Source organism: Lactobacillus sp. 23-2, assembly GCF_044902225.1.
Lineage (GTDB): Bacteria > Bacillota > Bacilli > Lactobacillales > Lactobacillaceae > Lactobacillus > Lactobacillus absianus.
This window is the reverse complement of the sequence record NZ_JAOQBX010000031.1, coordinates 1-21,753: the sequence shown is the minus strand read 5'-3', so window position 1 is coordinate 21,753 and position 21,753 is coordinate 1. Positions and strand designations below refer to the sequence as shown.

Here is a 21,753-nt window from a genome sequence, read left to right as displayed (position 1 = left end):
CGCCGAAAGTAGTTGGTGGGAAACTGCCTGCGAGGATAGGGCGCTGCCGCGCGAAAGCAAGAGTCAGACGGAAGTCTGGCTCTTTTTTTGCTTGGATACTTAAGAAATGCCTTGACATTAGCAAATAAATATTATAAAGTTAAACTAACAATTAAATCACGTGTTATATCAAGAGCTAGTGAGTGATTACACACTTTGACCTAGCAGCAACCTGCCGACCGGTAAGGTGCTCCACTGTAAACGGATATACGTCACTTAACCGTGTTCGTATATCGAACACGGTTTTTTTTGTGACAAAGTCCCAGTGACGTTAAACAGGAGAAAAAGATGGCAAGTATACTATATGATCAACTACAATCATGGGCTTTAAAACAATACATTAAACAATTAGCACCTGAAAAGCTGCAACAGCTTATTAAAAACCCCGACATTTCTGAAGCGGATTTAAAATTAATACAGAAAAATACAGGAAATGAAACTATTAAACAATTAGCAACTGAAAAGCTGCAACATCTTAATAGTCAGGCCATCCAAGAGAGTTTGAATTCGTATCGCAGATCACATGATGCGAGAGGTTGGGCAGCTTCCAAAGCGAGAGTACGAAGTCTTAATGACCTGAAACACAGATATAAGAATGCTACCCCTGATGAAAAAGTTAAAATTCGGGATATTTTACATAATGCTAATTAAACTTAAGAAATGCCTTGACATTAGCAAATAAATATTATAAAGTTAAACTAACAATTAAATCACGTGTTATATCAAGAGCTAGTGAGTGATTACACACTTTGACCTAGCAGCAACCTGCCGACCGGTAAGGTGCTCCACTGTAAACGGATATACGTCACTTAACCGTGTTCGTATATCGAGCACGGTTTTTTTTGCGACAAAGTCCCAGTGACGTTAAACAGGAGAAACAGATGTCAAGTATACTAGATGATCAACTACGATTAATGGCTTTAAAGCAATACGGGTTAATTAAATCAATTAAAACACCCGACATTTCTAGAGAGGATTTAATATTAATACTGAAAAATACAGAAAATAAAACTATTAAACAATTAGCAGCTGAAAAGCTACTTAAAAAAACCGACCTTTATGAAGTGGATTTAGAATTAATACTGAAAAATACAGAAAATGAAACTACTAAACAATTAGCAACTGAAAAGCTACAATATCTTAATTCGCATCCCAGATTAGGTTGGGCAGGTGCCATGGCGAGAGCAAATAGGTTGGGCAGGTTCCATAGCGAGAGCACAAAGGATTAATGGCCTGAAATACAGATATAAGGTCCTGATGAAAAAGTTAAAATTCGGGATATTTTACATAATGCTAATTAATCTGATGGGACAGTCAAAATGGTCCTGGATGAATGCCTACCGGAACCGCTACGGGCTGATCCGCGACGACATTCACACCCAGAAGAAGACCTTGAAGAAGTCAGCCTACTGGTACCGGAAGCTGAGCGACAGCAATGAGCTGGACGCGGATTGATTTTTGTTGTTTTTTGCAAGAACTTTCGCTGTTTTTTCCCAATCCGACCGCAAAATAGCTTATGATGTTAATGGAGTAAATAAGCAAGCGGAAACACAATCGAAGGTGCAAAGGAGACTAAATGCAAATGGCAGAACCATTATTTTTGGAGCCAGTTTTTCATGAAAAAATCTGGGGCGGCACTGGCCTGCGCGACGAGTTTGGCTATGACATTCCCAGTGACCATACCGGTGAAGCTTGGGCGATTTCAGCCCACCCGCACGGCCCGGCAAGCATCAAGAACGGCCCTTACCAGGGCATTAAGCTGAATGAATTGTGGGACCAGCACCGGGAGCTTTTCGGCAACGCCAAGGGCGATGTCTTCCCGCTTTTGACCAAGATTTTGGACGCCAACCAAGATTTGTCCGTCCAAGTGCACCCGGACAATGAATATGCCCGGATTCACGAGGGAGAATTGGGCAAGACTGAATCATGGTACGTCATCAAGGCCAAGCCTGGCGCCAAGCTCTACTACGGCCACAATGCCCAGACGCGGGAAGAATTCGCGGACATGATCCACCACAAGGAGTGGAAGAAGCTCCTGCGGACGGTGCCAGTTCACGAAGGCGACTTCTTCTACGTGCCGCACGGCATGGTGCACGCGGTTGGGGCTGGAATCATGGTTTTGGAAACCCAGCAGTCCAGCGACACGACCTACCGGATGTACGACTTTGACCGGGTTGACAAGAAGACCGGCAAGCTGCGCCAGCTCCACCTGCAGCAATCCATCGATACCGTTGAAGTGCCGTTCAAGATGCCTAAGCTCAACCATAAGGAATGGGACGTTGGCGGCGTGCACGTCACCCAATTCGTGATGGCGGAATACTTTGGCGTCTTCAAGCTCGACGTTGCCGGGCGCGGGGACTTTACGATCGATGACGGCAAGTACCGTCTTTTATCAGTAATTGACGGTGAATGCAAGCTGAAAATTGGTGATCAAGTTTATGATATTAAGAAAGGCGATCACCTGATTCTGCCAACCACGATTTCCCGCTATACTTTAGAAGGCAAGGCGCTCATCATTGGCTCTAAGCCTGGCGATGAAGCTTAGTTTTATTTTGTATTAAATAGGTATAGGTGAAATTATGACTAACACATTTGTAGGCAGCGTTGAAGCTGGCGGTACCAAGTTCGTTTTGGCGGTAGCTGATGAAAACAACCAGATCGTGGCTGAAGGCCGGATCCCAACCACGACCCCTGAAGAAACCCTGCAAAAGAGCGTGGAATTCTTCAAGGAGCACCCGGTAGCCGCCTTGGGCATTGCATCTTTTGGTCCGGTAGACATTAACCCGAACTCCAAGACCAATGGCTACATCTTGAAGACCCCAAAGCCAGGCTGGTCCATGACCGACCTGAAAGGAACCTTTGAGCGCGAGCTTGGCGTGCCGGTCTTCCTGACGTCAGACGTTAACGGCTCCTGCTACGGGGAATACGTGGCCCGCGGCAGAAACAATGAAAAGACCTACCTGTACATCACCATTGGGACTGGCATTGGCGGCGGCATTATCCAAAACGGCCACTTCATTGGCTACAACAACCACCCGGAAATGGGCCACATGCCGGTCGTCCGCTACCCAGGCGACGACTATGAAGGCCACTGCCCATTCCATGGCGCCTGCGTTGAAGGGATGGCGGCCGGCCCTAGCCTGGAAGGGCGGACTGGCATCAAGGGCGAAAAACTGGCTCGCGACAACAAGGTCTTTACCTACATCCAATACTACGTGGCCCAATGCCTGTTCAACGCCTACCTGACCACCCGGCCAGACGTGATGGTCGTTGGCGGCTCAGTCTTAACCGAAGACGACCTCAAGGGGGTCCGCGCATTCTTTGCCAAGCTCAACAACGACTACGTTGCAACGCCTGACTTGGATGAACTGATCGTACGGCCAGCCGTGGCCAACAACGGCTCAGCAACCCTGGGCGACTTTGAATTGGCCAAGAACCTGCTGAAATAGGCAGTTAAGCCAGAAGCAAATCCAACAAGAAAACCGTTGATCGCGTGATCAACGGTTTTCTTTTGCTTTGGAAAAATCAGCTTTTATCCAAATGTGGATAAGTCTGACTGGCCTGCTTCAGGTGCGCTTCTTTCAGGTCTATCTGCTGAAACAAATAGGAAATAATGTGGCATATATCCAACAGAATAATGATAAACCATTTGTGAAGCAATGAGAACAAGCAGGCTCGCAAAAAGACAGACAGGAAAAATAAATAGGCTGGCGAGAGCATGTTAGCGCTTTAAAAATTCCCCGGGAAATGATATATTAGCCTAGAAAAGTTTTGGATGCAGTCAAACCCGTAAATCACTAAAAAACAAAAGGAGCGACTGCACAATGCGCGTTTATGATAAGAAGCAGCTGGTCAAATTGATCAGCGAAGAAAAACAATGTCCAAAAATGGCCCAAAACTACCGCCTGAGCCCAGCCACGATCGTGGCCTATGACTTGACGGGCTTGGGCTTAAATGGCCCTAAGAGCCTGATTCTTGACCAGGAGCAGGGCTTTTTGCTGTCTCCAGCCAGCACCAGCAGCCTGCTGCGCCAGCTCTTGGCCAGCTGTCCCTTTGACTTATGGCCGCTGGAGCATCTGGCTTATGACAAGCTGGGTCTGCGCGACCAGCACGTTTTGTCTCTGGGGCACTATGCCCTGTTTTCGCCCAAGGCCTTAAAGAGCGGGCGGGTGGATTTGATCGCCCTCCAGCAGGTCCGGTCCATCCGGGAGCTTGACGGCCAGATGGCCTTTGTCGACCAAAGCGGCTGCCGCTGCTTCCTGCTGGAATACCCCCGTACTTTTGCCAGGGCCCGCAAGGCTGCAAGAGAAGCGATAGCCCACAATGCCCTGATTGGATCCTGGCTGCACCAGACGGAAGAGTTCTTTGGCTGCCGAGCCTGCATCGCCCAAAGGCAGAGCAAGCGCCAGCTGGCGGAAAGAAGTCTGCTTGACCAGCAGCTGAAGACTGGAAAATGCCTGGCGGTCAAGGAGGCCGCGGACCAGGTCCGCCAGACCTGCTGGGAGGACTATCTGCACCTGGTCGGCGATGAGCTGTGGCTGGATGAACAGGTAGGGGACCTGGACTACTTCTGGCGGGAGAATCGCAAGAAGCACCAGTGGCATTGCTGACAAAGAAAAACGGTTATTTCCCAGGAAATAACCGTTTTTAGGTATCGTCAATTTTAATGGCTTGTTAGTTGTTGCTGATTTTGCTGCTTTTCCGGTGCTTGCCCTTGCTTAGTCCAGATCTTCCTTCAAGCAGGCCAAATCCAGCCGGAGCTGGTCGAGGCCGTGCTGCTTGAGGCGGTTGACGGTCCGGTAGGAGAGCTGCTGCTTTTGGGCGATCTCCTTCAGACTCAAGCCGTTGCAGAGGTTGAGGGTGATGACCAGGTACTCAGGCTCTCTTAAATGCTCCAGGGCTTCCTTGATCAGCAGGCCGCGCTCGGTGTGCTCGAACTCGTCCAAGCTGGCCAGGTCATAGGCAAAGTCCAGCGGGGTCGCGGCTTCTTCGTCGCGCTGGTGGCGGCGCAGCTGGTCCAGGGTCCGCCAGTAGACCCGGCGGAAGGCAAAGCGGTCGGTGACCGCTGGATCCTGGCATTTCGGCGCCTCATCGAGGCTTTGGGCATAAATCAGGATCCCGTCCTGGAGCAGGTCTTCGTAGCTGCTGTAGGACGGCCGCACGTGGGCGGTCTTCAGTGCTCCGGCGACCAGCTTTTTGTTGGCCCAGGCCCGGTTGAGGCTGTTTTGACTGATGGTTAAGTGTTGGTGCTGCATATTCGTGACGCTCCTTAAAATCTGTTGGTAATTTGTCAGTTTGTCACAAGGCCTTGCGCACCTTTAGCTTACCTTGTCTGCCAGCTGCTTTCTTCCAGCCGCGAAAGCGCTTAAAACGCCGCCAGACCAGCAAGCAAGTTTGCCTTTACAAAACAAGAATCCTGTAAGAACAAGCTTTTGGCCGCCCGCGTCCTGGGTAAAAAAGCATGCAAAAAGAATCTGGGAAAAACTCTAACGAATAAAAAGGCTTCTAGAAGTTTTGTCACTTCTAGAAGCCTTTTTTGTATCTCAAATCACAGCAGCGAGCTGCTGAAGCGTAAATGATTTCCGAAAAGCCCCCAACTGCAGCGATTTTCCCACATTCGATTGCCCAAATACCAAAAAACGCTCATCTAATTTAGATGAGCGTCCTAATCTTTTGAGATTTATTGGCTGATTTTAGAAAGTCAGCTTCAGAACGTACTTAACGAAGGCCGCGGCAACCAGAGCACCGGCAAATGGTGCCGTGCCTGGAACGATCAGGCCGTATTGCCAGTCGTTGTTGGCCTTGTTCTTGATTGGCAGGATTTGGTAAGCCAGACGAGGACCGAGGTCACGCGCTTGGTTCATGGCGAACCCAGTGGTACCGCCCAGGCCCATACCGATGGCCCATACCAGGAGACCAACCAGCAGTGGAGTTTGGCCGAACTTTTCAAACTTGGCCACGATTGCCAGGATCCCAGTCAAGAAAACAGTAGTGGCGATCATTTCGACCATCCAGTTTCTTGGCAGGTTGCGCAGGTTAGGGTTGGTTGAGAAGATGTTGCGGGTAGCAATGCCGTCAACGTTGCCTTCTGAAGCCTTGAAGTGGTCAGCGTACATGAAGTAGGCGAGCAAGGCACCAGCAAAGGCGCCAAGGCATTCAGCGATCGTGTAAGGGATGAAGGCTGACCATGGGATCAGGCCCAAGATTGCTTGGCAAAGAGCCATTGCTGGGTTCATGCAGACACCGCCGAAGATGAAAAGGCAGGCAGTAATGCCGAATGACCAGGTAGTGATGGCGAAAACGTGGCCTGAGCCGTGGTACTTAGTGTCCTTCAATACTTCGTCGCAGTGAACGCCGACACCGAAAAGAATCATGAGTCCGGTTGACAAGAACTCATACAAGAGGTTTTGTAACAAAATCCTGTTCTCCTTATTACAATAATCAAATTTTTTAACACAATAACAAGAACATTATACACGCCAAAAAGACTAAAAGAAATAGAAATTGTTGCAAAAACTCAAGATTCGCGGCAATTTTTTTGACAAAAAAAGGATTTTGTGCAACAGCAGCGGAGAAAATTGTCATAAAGGTCCAATCTCGTAAAAGTTAGCATTTTGTTAAGCAAAATTCACGAAAGAGGAGAAATGTGTTCACAAATTGTTCATAACTTCCCCGTATGATATGAAGCATAGACAAGAGAGATCTTAGTCTATGAACTCTATTTTTTATATTTTTCTTTCCCTGATATACACATACACAACATATATACACTACCTAGAAGACAGCCATCCCCTGGCTGTCTTTTTTTGCGCGCTAGCACTTATGCACGCCTTTTTATGCAAAGGCGTGCATAATCGGCAGCTTTTATGATACTTACCTTAATTTTAGCCGCATTTTTTTGAAAAACACAGAAACTATAGTATTATTAGGAATATGTCGAGGCAGGATATATGCTTATTTGGCATACCCTGCCATCGGATTAGTCGAAGAAAGGGAAAAGACTATAAATATGAAAAAGCTCAAAAAGATCAACTATGCGGCCTGTTGGCCGTATTTGGCGGTCGTTCTTTTTGCCGCCTATTTAGCCTACCGGCAGATGCGAACAGGGAACATCATTATCGGTTCCGATACGATTTTCCACTTCAACCGCTTCTATGAAACCGAGGAGCAAATTAGAAACGGCAACCTTAGCTGGTTCATGACCCTGTACGGGTTTAGCCACTCAGGCCGGGTAATCAACGCACTTTACGGCCCGGCCTTTGCCTACTTGAACGGGTTGCTGCTGCTGGCGGTCGGGACCTGGTACCGATATCAAATTATCACCAGCTTCCTGGTCTTCGCGGTCGGGGGCGTGGGGATGTACAGGGCCGTCCGCCGCTTTAATGTACGGGGCAGCATTGCCGTTTTGGTGACGATCATCTACATGACTATCGGCTGGCTGCCGCGCTGGCAGTCTGGCTCCAACTTCTCCGGCATCGGCGCTGCCTTGATGCCTTACGGGATTTTGGTCGCTTGCGACATGTTCTATGACAAAGAGAAGCCAATCCACTGGATCAAGCTGACCATCCTGATGACGGTCGCTTTGGAAGTCCACCTGCTCACGGCGCTGATGTACATGGCTTTCCTGGTGCCAGCCTGGCTCTATGCCATCATCAAGCGCGAAGACAAGCGGGGGATCTTGCTGAACACCTTGAAGGCGGTTCTTTTGACCATCTTCTTGACGGCTAATGCCCTCTTGCCTTTGTACTGGATGTCCAAGACCAATACCTTGGCGCCAACGGCGACGATGAGGATGCTGGAAAACGCGGTCCACTTGAAACACACCACGGTGGCCTTCCACCCGTTTAGAATTCTGGCCTCCAACCTGCGGGCCAGCTTGACTTACTGGCTGGCCTACGCCTTTATCGCCCAGGTTATCTACGCGATCTGGACGCGCAAGGAAAGCAGGGCCAATGTCGTCGTCTCGCTTTATGGGGGCTTTTGGCTGCTTCTGGCCTCCCGCTTGGTTGAATGGGACCGGATCACTAACCACTTGCCGGCCTTGGCCCGCTTCATTCAGTTCCCATCCCGTTTCGTCTGCATCGCTTACCCCTTGCTGATCGTTGGGCTGGGTCTTTCGTTTGAGCACATCCTGCGCCGCAAGCAAAAGTGGGTCAAGGCCGCGGCCTATGCCTCGCTCGGTCTATTGACTTTCGCGGCAGCCGACTGCCTGGTCGTCATCTTGACTGCCAATGCCTGGACCGGTTACCAAAATAACGTTGGCCGCAGCCGGAACACCAAATTCGGCGAAGAGACCCAAAAGACCAGCTCCCGCGAGAAGAAAAAGAAGAAAAAGAAGGCGATGGAAGACTACGGTGCCTATCACCCAGTCAAGCTGGATGACCAGCGCAAGCAAGCGCTGGTGGACACTAACGCGGCCACTCACGCCCATGACCTGCAAGCCTTCCTAGACATGACCGAGAAGGCCATTCCGGACTACCTGCCGGTCTACAAGTGGGATCCAGAGCCTGACGTGCCAAGCCACTTGTACACTTACAAGTGGAAGCAGTATTATACGATGGAGAACTCCAAGATTACCGCCGCTTATCGCAAGTCCGTCATGAACCACAACCGCAATGTCAAGGTCAAGGCGGTCAAGCACGGCTTGAAATTGACCTGGAAGGCCAAGAAGGGCAAGCACAAGCAGCAATTGCCAGTCATTACCTACAAGCAGTCCAAACTGACCGTCAACGGGCGGGTCTTGACCAAGTACAAGCGCAACCGGGTTGGCGCCCCAACGGTTCCCGAAAAGACCAAGGGCACCAACACCGCCTACTTGGAATTCCAGACGCCGTTCTGGATCAAGTTGGCCATCGCGGTCTCTTTGCTAGGGCAATTTGCCGCGGTCGTTTGGGGCCTGCTTTGGCGCGGCGGTTTTTTCAAGAAGAGAGAAGAAAAGAAGGCATAGCAGCAACATTATGAAGAAGATCTCAATCATCGTTCCCTGCTACAACGAAGAAGAGGCTTTGCCCCTGTTCTACCCAGTCGTCACGAAAGTGATGCAGGAACTGAAAAACGACTATGAATTGATTTTTGTCAACGACGGCTCCCGGGACAAGACACTGGAAATCCTCAAGGATTTTGCCAAAAAAGACCCGCATGTCTACTACATTTCCTTTTCCAGAAACTTCGGGAAGGAAGCGGCCATGTACGCTGGCTTCGTCAATGCCCACGGCGACTATGTCGCGGTCATGGACGCCGACCTGCAGGACCCACCGGCCCTGCTGCCGAAGATGATCGCTATTTTGGACTCAGGCGAATACGACTCCGTCGCTACCCGCCGGGAAGACCGGTCGGGCGAGCCGCCAGTCCGCAGCTGGTTTGCCCACAAGTTCTACCAGATCATCAACAAGGTCTCCGACTCCGACATCGTTGACGGGGCCCGGGACTTCCGCTTGATGAAGCGGGACATGGTGGACGCCATCATCGAAATGAGCGAGTACAACCGCTTCTCCAAGGGGATTTTCGGCTGGGTTGGCTTCAAGACTTACTGGCTGCCCTATGAAAACGTGGAGCGCGTGGCCGGGGAGACCAAGTGGAACTTCTGGAAGCTGTTCAAGTATGCCTTGGACGGAATCGTCAACTTCTCCCTGGTGCCGCTGACCTTGTCCTCATGGATGGGGATTTTGATGACCTTTGTGGCCTTCATCATGCTGATCGTGATCATTATCAGAAAGATCGCCGTTGGCGACCCGGTTGCCGGCTGGGCATCGCTGATCTGCGTGATCATTTTTATCGGCGGCTTGATCATGCTGTCTCTGGGGGTCATGTGCCAGTACCTGGCCAAGGTCTACATGGAGAGCAAGCGCCGGCCGCACTATATTTCACGTGAATCCAATATCGACGACGTGAAGAAGATCGACTAAAGACAAGCAAAGACCAAGCCTTCGCCAGCGGAAGCTTGGTCTTTTTTTACAAATGATCATTGTATTATTAGAATAATAATATGCACGCGAAAAGTGCTGATTTAGCAAGAAAAATGCTGCTTTTTGCCTTTTTGATAACTTTGATGCCGGCAGATGGCTTTTTGGAAAACTATGTGCGATAATAAGGAAACTGTTATGCAAGCTAATGTGATATGATAAGAAAACTAAGTGATAAAAATAAAGGTGGAATCATTATTAGGGAACAAAGCAAAAGCCACTGGGAGAAAAAATACGGCGTGCTCTTATTGACGATCGTGCTGGCAATTATGGCCGTGGGCACCTATGGTCTGACCAAAAGCGAATATGAGCGCGGCAAGACAGACGAATTGACCAAGGCCAAAATAGTCGCGAAGACTACTGCCTTGACGGCCAGCCAGGAGCTGAACCGGGCCCAGACCATGACCGCGGAATTGCGGCTGATTACGGCCCAAAGCAACGGCAAGATCAGTAATTTTAAAGCCATAGCCAAGCAGCTGGTGGCGCGGCAGAAGTACGCGGTCAGCCTCCAGCTTTTGCCCCAAAAAGGGGACATCGAGCGGTTTTTCTATCCAGAAAACAGCCACAGGGTGGCTAAAACGATGAGGGCCAAAAGCGGTCAGTTGGCCCGCCGCTACGCGGCCAAGCACGATGAGATGGTCATTCAGGGGCCGGTGGACTTGAGCGACGGCAGCCGCGGCTTCATTCTTTACCAGCCGATTTTCCTGAAGCAGCAGGGCCGGAAGGTTCTCTGGGGCTACGCGGCTTGTGAAGTCAAAATTTCGGAAATCTTGAAAATTACGACCGCCAGCTTGAAAATAGCCCATGTTGACTACAAGCTGACCAAGAACCTGGCTCCTGGCAGCCAGGAGCGAGCAGTGGTTCTCGCGTCCAAGAAGCAGCCAGAAAATCCCCAAAGCTACAGCTTTGAGATCAGCCAGGGCGGCAGCCATTGGCGTTTTGACCTGGCTCCAACAGGCGGGTGGAACTACAAGCGGAAAACCCGGCGCTTTTTGGCCTATGCCTTGCTCGTGGACCTGCTATTGCTGATCTTGACCATGGTCGTCATCAGGCGGCTGGGCATCTTATTTGATCTGCGCCGGGCCGCCAGGTACGATGCCTTGACCCAGATCTACAACCGGCGGGGCTTTGAGGAGGCTATGGAAAAGGAGCAGCGTCGCCGGCCAAAGCAGCCGTTTGCTTTGGCTATTTTGGACGTTGACGACTTCAAGTTCTTCAACGACTACTATGGCCACCAAACCGGTGACGCGGTCTTAAAGCAGCTGGCCCAGTCCTTGAAAGAAGCGGCCGGGGAGAGCGGCCTTGTCTGCCGCAGCGGCGGGGATGAATTCCTGCTGGCCCTGCTGGGGCAAACAGCTCCGGAAGCAGAGCGCGTCTTCAAGAAGATCGTTGATGCCCCGCACGAACTGGACCACAATGGCCACCACATTGTCTATTCCTTGTCCTTGGGCTACGCGGACTATCCAGATCAGGGCGAGTCGCTTAAGACTTTGATCAGCCATGCTGATGAAGCCTTGTATGACGTCAAGCTGAACGGGAAGAAGGGGATGCAGCGCTATTCCGGCCAGGGCAAGCAGATCCTGCGCTCGCAGCTGGCCTTCAACCTGCACGACGTCGTGGCCCATATGCCGACGGCCTTGCTGATTATCCAGCCAGAGAAGGACGGGCGGATTCTGTTTGCCAACCAGCAGGCCCTGGACCTGCTGGGCTACAAGAACTTGTGGAATTTCTATGACACGATCAACAAACACGTCAGCCACGTGGTCGCGCCAGAGGACCTGGAGCGCGTCCGTGCCTGGCTGAAAGACTTTGTCAAAGAGGAGAACCTGGGGCAGGTCCGCCAGCTGCGCTACCGTGTCATCACCAAAGACGGGGCGCGCGTCTTGGTCATGGCCAGCGTCAGCCTGGTCAAGAACAGCCACTATGGCTTGCTGATCTACCAGACGATGACCACGATCGGCTAAAAGTTAACAGCAAAAGCAAAAGCTGGAAGCAATCTGTCATGCTTCCAGCTTTTTTGCTTATTATTCATTTCCCGGCGTGATCTCGCTGAAGTACTTGTCCAAGTAAACCTTGTAGCTGACGGTCATGATGACGCTGCGCAGCATCCGCTTGTACTCGTTATGGTCCTTGCCGGTCTTTGCCAATTGCGCTTTAAGGCCAAAAACATAGGCCAGGACGTTTTCCAGCTCGTCGGCCATGTAGTTGTAGGCCGTGGCCGTGTCGTAGGTCTCACGCTGGATTCTGAGGGCTTCCCGGAGGTTGGCCAGGGGGAGGACGTTCTTGGAAATGGCGATAAAGGTCAATTCCGCCAGCTGCTGGCGGCTGTAGAGCTTCCTGTTGGGCGGGAAGATCAAGTCGTGCTTGACGTAGTTGCTGATCATGGAGGCGGTCAGGTGGACGTCTTCAAGCGGCGCCAGCTGGCGGTTGAGATACTTGGCGGTCTGCTCCAGGTACAGGCCCATGCTGGGCAGGTCTTCATAGCGGGGCAGGTGGAAGTCCCGCAGCGATTGGGCAATCTTTTGGTCATCAACGGTTTTCTTCAATGCAATCATCTCCGGCATGCTAAATCTTCGCGCGAACGTTTTTCTATCTCAGATTATAGCAAATTCTTTGACCGGTTTTTAAAAAACTTGACACTGGCAGTTTTTGCGGTAGACTTGTTCCTAACAACAAGTTTTTCAAAAACCGATAGTGAGGATTACAAAACAAGATGACTGTGAAAATCGTGGCGGATTCCGGAGCCAATCTGACTTCTGGCCGCCTTGGCAATTATGAAACCCAGATCGTGCCCTTGAGCCTGATTCAAGGGAGCACGACTTGGACTGACGATGAAAGCTTCGACCAGGCGGCCTTCAACCAGGCCGCGCGCTCCGGGATCCAGACCTCATCTGCCTGTCCCAGCATCACTTCTTGGCTGACGGCTTACGAGGACGCGGACGAAATCTACGTGTTCACCATTTCCGCGGAGCTTTCCGGCAGCTATAATTCCGCCCGCCAGGCGGCTGAGCTTTTCCTGGAAAAGTATGAAAGCCAGGAAAAAGCTGGACAGCAGATCAAGATCCACGTCTTTGACAGCCGGAGCGCGGGACCGGGCGAGTATCTGGGGATGCAGAAGGTGGCCGAACTCAAGGATCAGGGCAAGAGCTTCGCGGAAGTCGTGGCCGCGGTCAACGATTACCTGCAAGAACACGTCAAGCTCTTTTTCTGCCTAAAGTCCATGACCAATTTGGCCAACAACGGCCGGGTAGCACCCGCAGCCGCCAGGATTGCCGGCCTCTTGAAGATTTGCGTCTACGGCTGGGCCGATAAGGGATTGATTGTGCCGCTGGGCAAGGCCCGGGGCGAGAAAAAGGCCTGGAAGAACCTGGCCCGGATCATCAAGGACCAGGGCTACCGCGGGGGCAAGATGGTGATCAACCACGCGGGCAATCTGGAAGGGGCGGAATCCTTCCACGACATCGCCCTGGCGGATTTTCCCGGCGCGAAGATCACCCTTGGCGACTGCCGGGGCCTGTGCAGCTTTTACGCTGAAGAAGGTGGCTTGATGATCGGCGTGGAAATCTAGCATAGAAGCAAAAAAACTTGTTCAAGTACCATACCAAATGGTGTGATATTGAACAAGTTTTTATTTAGCGGCATTTTTTGGCCAGGTAGACGTACTGGGCAAAGTTCTGAATGGTGCAGACGTACATTTGCCGGTCGTCGTGCTTGGCCAGGAAGCGGACGTTGATCGTGAAGCCGTTCAAGGTCAAGGTGGCGGGAACCCGCGTCTGCCGGCTCTCGCTCATCAGGTCCAGCAGGAGGTGGTGGTAGACGCTGCTGTAATTGATCTGGTCCTGCCAGGAGCCCTGGCTGAAGCCGGCTTCTTCCAGCTGCTTTTGGTAGGCGCGGTCGATGTAGTAGAGCCGCAGGCTGTCATCGGAGCGCCGTTCAATGATTGAGACCGGCAAGGCCAGCTGGCGCTTGTCAAGCACGTTGCTGTCTGACATGGGATCGACCAGCAGGTTGGCCAGGCCCGCCTGGTCATAGTAGTCGTTCAGCTCGACCGGCTCATAGTGGCCATAGCCGTTTTTATGGATCAGGCTGATCACCTCTTCCAGGGGCAGAGGCTTGGAGAAGCGGAAGCCCTGCAGACGCTCGCAGCCGATGTCGCGCAGAAAATCGGCCTGTTCCTTGGTCTCAACTCCTTCGCAGAGGGTGTGCAGGCCCAATTGCTTGGCCATGTTGACGATTGAGGACAGGATGATCCGGCTTTTGGGATTATTGGCAAAATCCTTCAAAAAGATCATGTCGATCTTGATCAGGTCAAAGTTGAAGTCCTTCAGGTTGTTCAGGCTGGAATAGCCGGAGCCAAAATCGTCCATCCAGATCTGGTAGCCGGCTTGGTGGAACTTGCTCATGGCCAGGCGCAATTGACCAGGCACCCGGGTCAAGGTGGACTCAAGGATCTCGATCTTCAGATAGTAAGGCGGGATGTCGTGCTTTTTCCGGATCCGGTCGACTTCCTGGAAGATGTCGCAGACTTGGAAGTCGACCCGGGACAGGTTGATGGAGATCGGCTGGACCGGAATGCCATCCTCAAGACAGTTATGGATCATTTCGCAGACCTGTTCAACGATGGACAGGTCCAGCAGGTTGATCAGGTGCATGTCTTCCAGCACGCTGATAAAAGTCGCGGGACTCAAGATGCCCTTGTTCGGGTCGATCCACCGGGCCAGGGCTTCATAGCCACAGATCTGACCGGTCAGGCTTCTGATTTCCATCTGGTAGTAAGGCCGAATCCAGCGCTTGTCCAAGGCCTCCCAGAAGTGGGTGAGCACGTAGTCGCGGTTGCCAAAGCTTTCCTGGACGGCAGAATCATAGACGTGGTAGAGCTGGGTCAGGTCGCTGCCGGTGTACTGGAGGGCTTGCCGGGCCTTGTCGAGGGCGGCTTCCATGCCTTCCGCGCGGTTCTCGTAATAATAGATTCCGGCCTTGATATTGGTCAGCGAGCTGCTGATGCCAGCCACAAAAAGCTTCTGGGCAGTCTTGATCTTGGCAATGTAGTCCGTGGCCGCGGTCAAGACGATGAAGCGGTCCTCACTGTGCTTGATGACCAGACCGCTGGTGAAGGTTTGCACCAAAATCTGGCCCAGCTTGATCAGGAGTCGGTCGCCTTGGCGGTAGTCGTAGCGGTCGTTGAAGGCCCGCATGCCCGTGATGTTGAAGAGGATGATCACCGGCCGCAGGCCCTCATCCAGCTTGTCGACCAAGAAGTCATGGCCGAAGCGGTTCAAGTAGGTTGTGTTGACCAACCCGGTCAGGTCGTCTTTGTAGCGGGGGGCGTCTGGCGCGTTGCGGTCAGCTTTAGGCGTTACTTCCAGCTGGTCGGCGCTGAGGTCAAAGTAATCGATGAAGTATAGCAGGCCGCCGTCGGCCAATTGCTGCCGCTTGGCGTGGAGCAAGAGGGTGTGGTAGAAATTGTTGATCTTGACGCGGACGGTGATGGTCTGCCGGTCGGCGCCCAAGAGCTGGTTGATCAGGACCTCAACCCGTTTTTTGGTCAAAGAATAGTGCTCATCGGCAGCCACTCCGTTAAAATAGGCCATGAGCTCTTTGCGCTTAAGGTGGTATAGTTGACAGAGACCGTCAGACACCAAAAGGGTCTCTGTCTGGTCCTTGCACTTCTTGAAGATGGCGAGGGCGAGACCGAGCTGCTCATAGCTTTTCTTGGTTTCTGGCGTAAAATAATTGAATCGATTCATTATCCATAACCTCTGTTTACGAGAATTTTCCAGATAAAGATGCTCATATTGCTGCTTGGTGAAAACGGATAAACTTGTTCTCACCTATAATAGCATCAATATCTTCACTGGTAAGCGAAAAATTATAACTTTTTTGTTAAGGCAACTGAAAACGTTGATCTATCAGCATTTTGAATCGATGAAAATTATAAATCAATGCTGACGGTCGTTAGCAAATGCTAAATTCTGATAAGAAAAGAAAATAATGAAAGCCGAGGATGAAAATGCGCGTTATTTTATTGGGCGACAGCCTGTTTGCCCGCCACGAGGGCTTGAATGAGCCAAGAATCAACCATGTTCTGCATGAACGCTTTCCAGATTTGGAAATTGCCAACCAATCCATCTGCGGAATCAATTCCGGAGCCATGCTGGCCTTGCTGGGGGATCTGGTCTTCAAGCAGCCGCGGGCTGACCAGCTCTTTATTATGGTCGGGGTCAACGACGCGGCCCAGCACAAATTGGTGCCGCTGGACCAGTACCGGCGCAATATTGAGAGCATCGTTTCCGCGGTCGTCTGCTTTTATCCCAAAACCAGGACGGTTCTGGTCTCCGGTCCGGCCGTTGACGAGGAAAAACAAAGGGTGCGGCGGAACGCGGAACTGGCAAAGTATGCTAAAGTATTGGAAGAAACAGCGAAGAAGTACCAGTGTGCCTACGCGGACTTCTTTGAAGCAATGATGAGACAGGGCGGCTTGTCCCAGCTTTGCCGCGGTGAGTTGAACGACGGCCTCCACTTCGGGGGCGCGGGCTATGAGCTCTTGGGCAAGAAGCTGGCAGAATGGTTGCCTGAGAAAGGTTTGAAAAGATGAAAAAGATTTACATGGTCAGACATGGCCAGACCTACCTGAACAAGTATCGGCGCCTGCAAGGCTGGTCAGACGCGCCACTGACTGAGAGCGGAATCGCGGAAGCCCACCGGATTGGGCAAACCTTCAAGAAGATTCCGTTTGACCTGGTGGCCTCCAGCGACTTGAAGCGGGCCAGCGATACCCGCAAGATCATCGTGTCTGAAAACGACAACTGGCAGAAAGTCAAAATGGTGGAAACTCCAGACCTGCGGGAATACTTCTTTGGCTTTTTTGAGGCGATCTACGACACTGATGGCGTGCACCAGGCCTTTGGCAATGACAAGTATGACCGGGTGGTTGACGCGGTCGCGGACGGGGTCAGCTGGGAAGAAGTCGGCGATATTTTTCACGCGGCCGACCCGCAAGGAGACGCGGAGCCGGGCAAGGTCTACGTTGACCGGCTGCGCCGCGGGATTAACTGGCTGGCCAATCTGGATGACTCAAAGAATATCCTGCTGGTCTGCCACGCCTGCTCCATCCACTGTCTGGCCACGCTTTTGGCCAAGGACGGCCAAAAGATCCCTGGCCGCCTGCCGTCGCACACGGAAATGACCGTGCTGAACGTGGATGACGACGGTCAGGTCAGCCTGGAAGAATTCGGCCGGGAAGTCTGATTTTAGCAATTCTCTACCATAACACGAACTCGGGCGAAATGTTAGCCCTTACATTGAAAACGGGCTGATTTATAATAGTTTTAACGAGAAATAACGCGAGTTAAGCTTTAGCAAGCCAATAAAAATGGCAGGTGAGAAATAATGATTAATAACGAAAACAGAGCCTTGATCAGGCGTTATCTTTATTCAATGATCAACATGTACGGGATAATTCCCCTGCGGCATGCTTACCACATTTTTGAGCACCAGAATCCCCTGCTCAATGTCGATGAGGACGATTTTTGGGAATTCACCATGCTGGACCAGAGCAACCAGGACTACAACATTGCTGGGGAAAAGGAGCTGGCCAAGCAGGAAGACGGCGACGATGATGAGGAAGAGGAGTTCTATCTCTATGGCGACTGGGTCCTGATGGACCTGCCCGAGGACTTCAACCAGCTTAAGCGCCGCCAGCATGACCGGGTCTACTACGTGCCGGCCAAGGACGAATTCCTCCGCCGGGAAAACGAATGGTACTACGAAAGAACCACGGCTACTGAGGAGTACCGCCAGTATTTGCGGGACACCAATCCGGATTTGTCTGACGACCGCTTGGAAGAGGCCTTCTTTGAAGCCTTGACCCAATTGCACTCCGTCAGCTACGGGAGCAGCCCTGAGGACGCCGTAGAGGCCATCCCAAAGCAGCTGCGGCGGATGGAATTCAACGTGCCGGAAGGACAGGAAAAAGAGCTGGAACGTCTTTTGCGGCGGATGCTGGACGGGACCCGGCAAGAGGCGCTTAGGGGAAAGATGTACAAGTACCACGACCTGCCGACGGCCTTGGAAATGATTGAATCCAAGGGCCTGTCGCCTGAAAACGTGGAAAAGATCCACACCGGCGAGATTGACGCCATCGAAATTGCCCGCGACGTGGAGCCTAAGCAGCCGGACCTGGCTGAGCAGCTGGTCAGTCTCTACCAGCAGTAGGGGAGTCAACAGGCAGAAAGCAAATTTGAACAAACGACAAAACGTGCTGAAGACGAGAAAGGCTTCAGCACGTTTTTGGGCTAATACTTGCTTAGCTGGCTTTTGACCGCGTAAGACCAGCTTTTTAGGAGAAAACTATTATTAATTAATATGATATAGCTAAAGCCGACTGATGTAAATGAAATATTGTATTGATTTTGCACCACGTATATCTTTTTGGCTGGCTGAAAAAATGCGTGAAAACGCAAGATCTAGAGCTTTTTTGACAATAGTACAAGATATACACACAATTCTCCCAAGTTATCCACAAGATGTAGATAACTACTAAGGGAGGACCACAAAATGCAGTGGTGGTGCGGGATGCAATGATTTAACCTGCCGTTTGCAAACTTTTTCATTGAACTAGACCGGCTTTTAGGTTAGAATTTAGGACTAATAAAATTCGGAAACGGATTTGTGTGTTGAGATTAGCTGAAAACAGGAGGTTTTATGCGCTACAAACAATTGATTCTGGATGTTGACGATACTCTGATTGACACTTTCGCCACGGAGCATGATTCCCTGGAAATGCTGTTCAAGTCCCGCGGCTGGCGGCTTACCAACGACTTTGAGCGGGAATTTCACGCCTACAATGAAGGCTTGTGGCGCCGGCTGGAGAAGGGGGAGCTTGAACTGGAAGAGCTCTACAAGGTCATGTTTCCGGCCCTGATCAAGAAATACTGCGGGGTTGAAGTCGACGGGATGGACGTGGCCAATGAGTTCCACGACTACTTCCACAATGGCCACAAGCTGCTTCCTGGGGCTGAGGCAACCCTGCGCTACGCCAAGCGCCTGGGCTATCACCTGGCCATTCTGTCCAACGGGGAGCAGTTTGGGCAGGAGCACCGCCTGCGCCTGGCTGGCGTCCACGATTACTTTGACCTGATCGTCACCAGTGAAGAGGCGGGAGCGCAGAAGCCTAACCCGGAAATCTTCGACTATTTCTTCTCAAGAAGCGAGTTCAGCCCCAGCGAAACCCTCTTCTTCGGGGACGGCCTGTCCTCAGACATCTTGGGGGCCGCGGGCTATGGCTTTGACTCCATCTGGTACAACCACCGCCACCGCAAGAACACCCTCCACCTTCACCCCCTCTTCACGGTCGACAACTATGCCCAATTCCAGCGGATTCTCAAGCGCGACTTCGCGGCTAACGCCCTGGTCTAGGCCACATGATTTGCAAAAGCGGACGCGGCGCGGGTCCGCTTTTGCTTTCTAGGTTATAATTGGTAGGAAACTGATCAGGAGTGAGGAAACAATATGGAAAATTATTTTTTTGACTTTGACGGGACCTTGTGTGAATCCCGTGACATATACGTGGCCGCGGTCCAGAAGACTTTTGAAGAGCATGGGGTCAAGGTGCCAACGAGGGCTGAGGTCTATGGCGCCATGGGGATTCCCATCGACGTTTCAATTGCCCGCTGGGCCAGAGAAGGCCACCAGCCTGAATTGGCAAACCGCCTCTTTGAGGAAGCGATGGCTGAATACAACAAGCTTGAAGATGGGATGGTCAAGGTCTTTCCGGGGATCAGCAAGCTGCTGACCGAATTGCTCCTGGCGGGCAAGAAGCTCTACGTCTGCTCCAGCAAGACCCACGCCGAACTGGCCCATAACCTGGAAATGCTGCATATGACCAGCTTTTTCACGGACTTTGTCGGTGCTGACGAAGTCATCAACCACAAGCCAGCTCCAGATGAAATCGAGCTCTTGGCCAAGCGCTATGACCTTGACTTGGCCGACTCAATCATGCTTGGCGATGCCAAGTACGACATCAAAATGGGGAAGAACGCTGGCTGCCAGACCTGTGCCTGCACCTGGGGCGCCTTTGACCTGGCCGCGCTGGCCGCGGAAAAGCCGGACTTTACGGCCAGCTATCCAACTGACATTCTGAGCTTCTAAATTTCCCGGGAAATAGCAGATAATAGAACGAGACAGACAAGCAACTAGAAAAGACAGAAGGAAAAATGCTTTTAATTTCATGGAATATTGATTCATTGAACGCGGCTTTGACGGGGACTTCCGCCAGAGCCTTGATGACGCGCGAGGTTTTAACCAAGGTGCATGCTGAGCAGCCTGACCTGCTGGCCATTCAAGAGACCAAGCTGCCAGCGGCTGGCCCAAGCAAGAAGCACCAGAAGCTCTTGGCTGAGCTCTTTCCGGAATATGCCTACGTCTGGCGGTCCAGCCAGGAGCCAGCCAGAAAGGGTTACGCTGGCACCATGTATTTATATAAGAAAGAACTGGGTGAGCCGAAGGTGACCTATCCGGTCATCGGTGCTCCGGACACCATGGACGATGAAGGCCGGATCATTACCCTGGAATTCCCAGAATTTTTCGTGACCGAAGTCTACACGCCAAATTCCGGAACCGGCCTGAAGCGCCTGGACCTGCGCCAGCAGTGGGATCAAAAGTACCGTGAGTATCTGGAGGAATTGGATAGGCAAAAGCCGGTCCTGGCCAGCGGCGACTTCAACGCGGCCTACAAGGAGATCGATCTGAAGCACCCGGAAAGCAACCACCATTCAGCCGGCTTTACCGATGAAGAGCGGGCCGGGTTTGGCCGTCTGCTGGACGCGGGCTTTACCGATACCTTCCGCCTGATTCATGGGCAAGTGACTGGCAAGTACTCCTGGTGGGCCCAGCGGGTTCGCGCGGCCAAGGCCAACAATTCCGGCTGGAGAATCGATTATTGGCTGGTTTCCGACCGGATCGCCGGCAAGGTTGAGGAGTCGGACATGATTTCCACGGGCGAGCGGGCGGACCATTGTCCGATATATTTAAAAATTTCCTTGTGATTTCCGAAAATTCATTTATTTTTCCCAGCCTTCGTAATAAAATGTAAAACGAGGTGTTGTGGATGAAGATATATCTAAAGGAATTGCTCAGCCTCAACCTCGCGGTCTTGATCGGCGTCCTGGCGGTTGGCTGCGGCCCACGCCCAGGCGTGGAAACGAGCTCAGAAACCATTGACGGGACAGAATACCGCAAAGCATTGCGGGCAACCGACGATGACAAACGGCATGATCATGTCAACAAAGTCACGATTAAGATCAGCAAGGGGTCAATAGCTGAAGCGACTTTGAACAAGTCCGCCGCCAGCTTTGCCTTGAAGCGGCGGATGCCGACGACGGTCAAGTTCGATCCGGACAGGGTTAACCGGCTGGCCCTTAGTGAAAGCAAGCTGCTTTTGCCAACTAAGCACATGAAGAAGCGGACCTTTGCCAGAAGCGGGCAAATTGGCTATGATGCCAAGAGCAGGCGTCTGGTTATTTTCGCGGAAGGCCAGGAGTACAAGAATGGCTTCTATCTGCTGGGGAGCTTGCAGCGGGCAGTTCCAGAAGCGGCCAGCCTGGTCAAGACGGCTGGCAAGGCCAAGGAAGTCAGGCTGAGCGTCCAAGATTGACAGAATATGAATCAAATGACATGCTCCCCCGACCAAGGTCGGGAGTTTCTTTATAGGCTAGTGCTCACGCGCAGCCTACAGCTTCTGAGAACGACCAAC

At 51.8% G+C, this 21,753-nt stretch carries 21 protein-coding genes; 17 read left to right on the top strand and 4 right to left on the bottom strand.

Going from position 1 to position 21,753, the window contains the following annotated elements:
* Window positions 1-327 precede the first annotated feature (327 nt).
* The 6 genes from OCH80_RS08985 to OCH80_RS08960 all read left to right on the top strand — a co-directional run bounded on the left by OCH80_RS08985 (window position 328) and on the right by OCH80_RS08960 (window position 4,649).
* Window positions 328-690, top strand: a complete 363-nt coding sequence (locus OCH80_RS08985; RefSeq protein ID WP_404540179.1) for a hypothetical protein — start codon at window positions 328-330, stop codon at window positions 688-690.
* Window positions 691-920: 230 nt separating this feature from the next.
* Window positions 921-1,268 (top strand): hypothetical protein, encoded by a 348-nt coding sequence (locus OCH80_RS08980; protein ID WP_404540176.1) that lies wholly within the window; start codon window positions 921-923, stop codon window positions 1,266-1,268.
* Window positions 1,269-1,329: 61 nt separating this feature from the next.
* Entirely contained in the window at window positions 1,330-1,494 is a 165-nt protein-coding gene (locus OCH80_RS08975; RefSeq protein WP_404540173.1) for a family 1 glycosylhydrolase, read from the top strand.
* Window positions 1,495-1,621: 127 nt separating this feature from the next.
* On the top strand, window positions 1,622-2,584 hold the full coding sequence (locus tag OCH80_RS08970) for a type I phosphomannose isomerase catalytic subunit (RefSeq protein ID WP_404540171.1): 963 nt from the start codon (window positions 1,622-1,624) through the stop codon (window positions 2,582-2,584).
* 34 nt (window positions 2,585-2,618) lie between these two features.
* On the top strand, window positions 2,619-3,488 hold the full coding sequence (locus tag OCH80_RS08965; protein ID WP_404540169.1) for an ROK family protein: 870 nt from the start codon (window positions 2,619-2,621) through the stop codon (window positions 3,486-3,488).
* Between the two features lie 375 nt (window positions 3,489-3,863).
* Window positions 3,864-4,649 (top strand): hypothetical protein, encoded by a 786-nt coding sequence (locus OCH80_RS08960; RefSeq protein ID WP_404540166.1) that lies wholly within the window; start codon window positions 3,864-3,866, stop codon window positions 4,647-4,649.
* A 108-nt stretch (window positions 4,650-4,757) separates the two neighbouring features.
* On the opposite strand, the gene OCH80_RS08955 is transcribed toward OCH80_RS08960, so the two are convergent.
* Complete coding sequence (locus tag OCH80_RS08955) at window positions 4,758-5,294, bottom strand: sigma-70 family RNA polymerase sigma factor (protein WP_404540164.1); 537 nt, start codon at window positions 5,292-5,294, stop codon at window positions 4,758-4,760.
* 438 nt (window positions 5,295-5,732) lie between these two features.
* Window positions 5,733-6,455, bottom strand: a complete 723-nt coding sequence (larD, locus tag OCH80_RS08950; RefSeq protein WP_154549175.1) for a D/L-lactic acid transporter LarD — start codon at window positions 6,453-6,455, stop codon at window positions 5,733-5,735.
* 593 nt (window positions 6,456-7,048) lie between these two features.
* Between larD and OCH80_RS08945 the strand changes: the two genes are divergently transcribed.
* The 3 genes from OCH80_RS08945 to OCH80_RS08935 all read left to right on the top strand — a co-directional run bounded on the left by OCH80_RS08945 (window position 7,049) and on the right by OCH80_RS08935 (window position 11,965).
* Window positions 7,049-8,986, top strand: a complete 1,938-nt coding sequence (locus OCH80_RS08945) for a 6-pyruvoyl-tetrahydropterin synthase-related protein (RefSeq protein WP_404540160.1) — start codon at window positions 7,049-7,051, stop codon at window positions 8,984-8,986.
* Between the two features lie 10 nt (window positions 8,987-8,996).
* On the top strand, window positions 8,997-9,944 hold the full coding sequence (locus tag OCH80_RS08940) for a glycosyltransferase family 2 protein (protein WP_404540158.1): 948 nt from the start codon (window positions 8,997-8,999) through the stop codon (window positions 9,942-9,944).
* Between the two features lie 296 nt (window positions 9,945-10,240).
* Window positions 10,241-11,965: a diguanylate cyclase domain-containing protein gene (locus OCH80_RS08935; RefSeq protein WP_404540155.1), complete on the top strand. Its 1,725-nt coding sequence runs from the start codon at window positions 10,241-10,243 to the stop codon at window positions 11,963-11,965.
* A gap of 60 nt (window positions 11,966-12,025) precedes the next feature.
* Here OCH80_RS08935 and OCH80_RS08930 read toward each other — a convergent pair whose 3' ends face one another.
* Window positions 12,026-12,547: a DUF1836 domain-containing protein gene (locus OCH80_RS08930; protein WP_404540152.1), complete on the bottom strand. Its 522-nt coding sequence runs from the start codon at window positions 12,545-12,547 to the stop codon at window positions 12,026-12,028.
* Window positions 12,548-12,714: 167 nt separating this feature from the next.
* Between OCH80_RS08930 and OCH80_RS08925 the strand changes: the two genes are divergently transcribed.
* Window positions 12,715-13,569, top strand: a complete 855-nt coding sequence (locus OCH80_RS08925) for a DegV family protein (protein ID WP_404540149.1) — start codon at window positions 12,715-12,717, stop codon at window positions 13,567-13,569.
* Window positions 13,570-13,633: 64 nt separating this feature from the next.
* Here the strand turns inward: OCH80_RS08925 and OCH80_RS08920 are convergent, their stop codons facing one another.
* Window positions 13,634-15,748 carry an EAL domain-containing protein gene (locus OCH80_RS08920; protein ID WP_404540146.1) on the bottom strand — a complete coding sequence of 705 codons (2,115 nt, stop codon included), beginning with the start codon at window positions 15,746-15,748 and terminating at the stop codon, window positions 13,634-13,636.
* A 263-nt stretch (window positions 15,749-16,011) separates the two neighbouring features.
* On the opposite strand from OCH80_RS08920, the gene OCH80_RS08915 reads away from it, so the two are divergent.
* From OCH80_RS08915 to OCH80_RS08885, 7 genes are all read left to right on the top strand, one after another.
* On the top strand, window positions 16,012-16,596 hold the full coding sequence (locus OCH80_RS08915) for an SGNH/GDSL hydrolase family protein (RefSeq protein WP_154549179.1): 585 nt from the start codon (window positions 16,012-16,014) through the stop codon (window positions 16,594-16,596).
* Window positions 16,593-17,249, top strand: a complete 657-nt coding sequence (locus tag OCH80_RS08910) for a histidine phosphatase family protein (RefSeq protein ID WP_154549180.1) — start codon at window positions 16,593-16,595, stop codon at window positions 17,247-17,249. The genes OCH80_RS08915 and OCH80_RS08910 overlap by 4 nt, the downstream gene beginning before the upstream one ends.
* A 141-nt stretch (window positions 17,250-17,390) precedes the next feature.
* Complete coding sequence (locus OCH80_RS08905) at window positions 17,391-18,215, top strand: hypothetical protein (RefSeq protein ID WP_404540143.1); 825 nt, start codon at window positions 17,391-17,393, stop codon at window positions 18,213-18,215.
* A 489-nt stretch (window positions 18,216-18,704) separates the two neighbouring features.
* Complete coding sequence (locus OCH80_RS08900; RefSeq protein ID WP_154549181.1) at window positions 18,705-19,418, top strand: YjjG family noncanonical pyrimidine nucleotidase; 714 nt, start codon at window positions 18,705-18,707, stop codon at window positions 19,416-19,418.
* Window positions 19,419-19,511: 93 nt separating this feature from the next.
* On the top strand, window positions 19,512-20,150 hold the full coding sequence (locus OCH80_RS08895; protein WP_404540140.1) for an HAD family hydrolase: 639 nt from the start codon (window positions 19,512-19,514) through the stop codon (window positions 20,148-20,150).
* A gap of 65 nt (window positions 20,151-20,215) precedes the next feature.
* Window positions 20,216-21,046 carry an exodeoxyribonuclease III gene (locus OCH80_RS08890; protein WP_404540138.1) on the top strand — a complete coding sequence of 277 codons (831 nt, stop codon included), beginning with the start codon at window positions 20,216-20,218 and terminating at the stop codon, window positions 21,044-21,046.
* 62 nt (window positions 21,047-21,108) lie between these two features.
* Complete coding sequence (locus tag OCH80_RS08885; RefSeq protein ID WP_404540135.1) at window positions 21,109-21,654, top strand: cyclophilin-like fold protein; 546 nt, start codon at window positions 21,109-21,111, stop codon at window positions 21,652-21,654.
* Window positions 21,655-21,753: the final 99 nt, after the last annotated feature.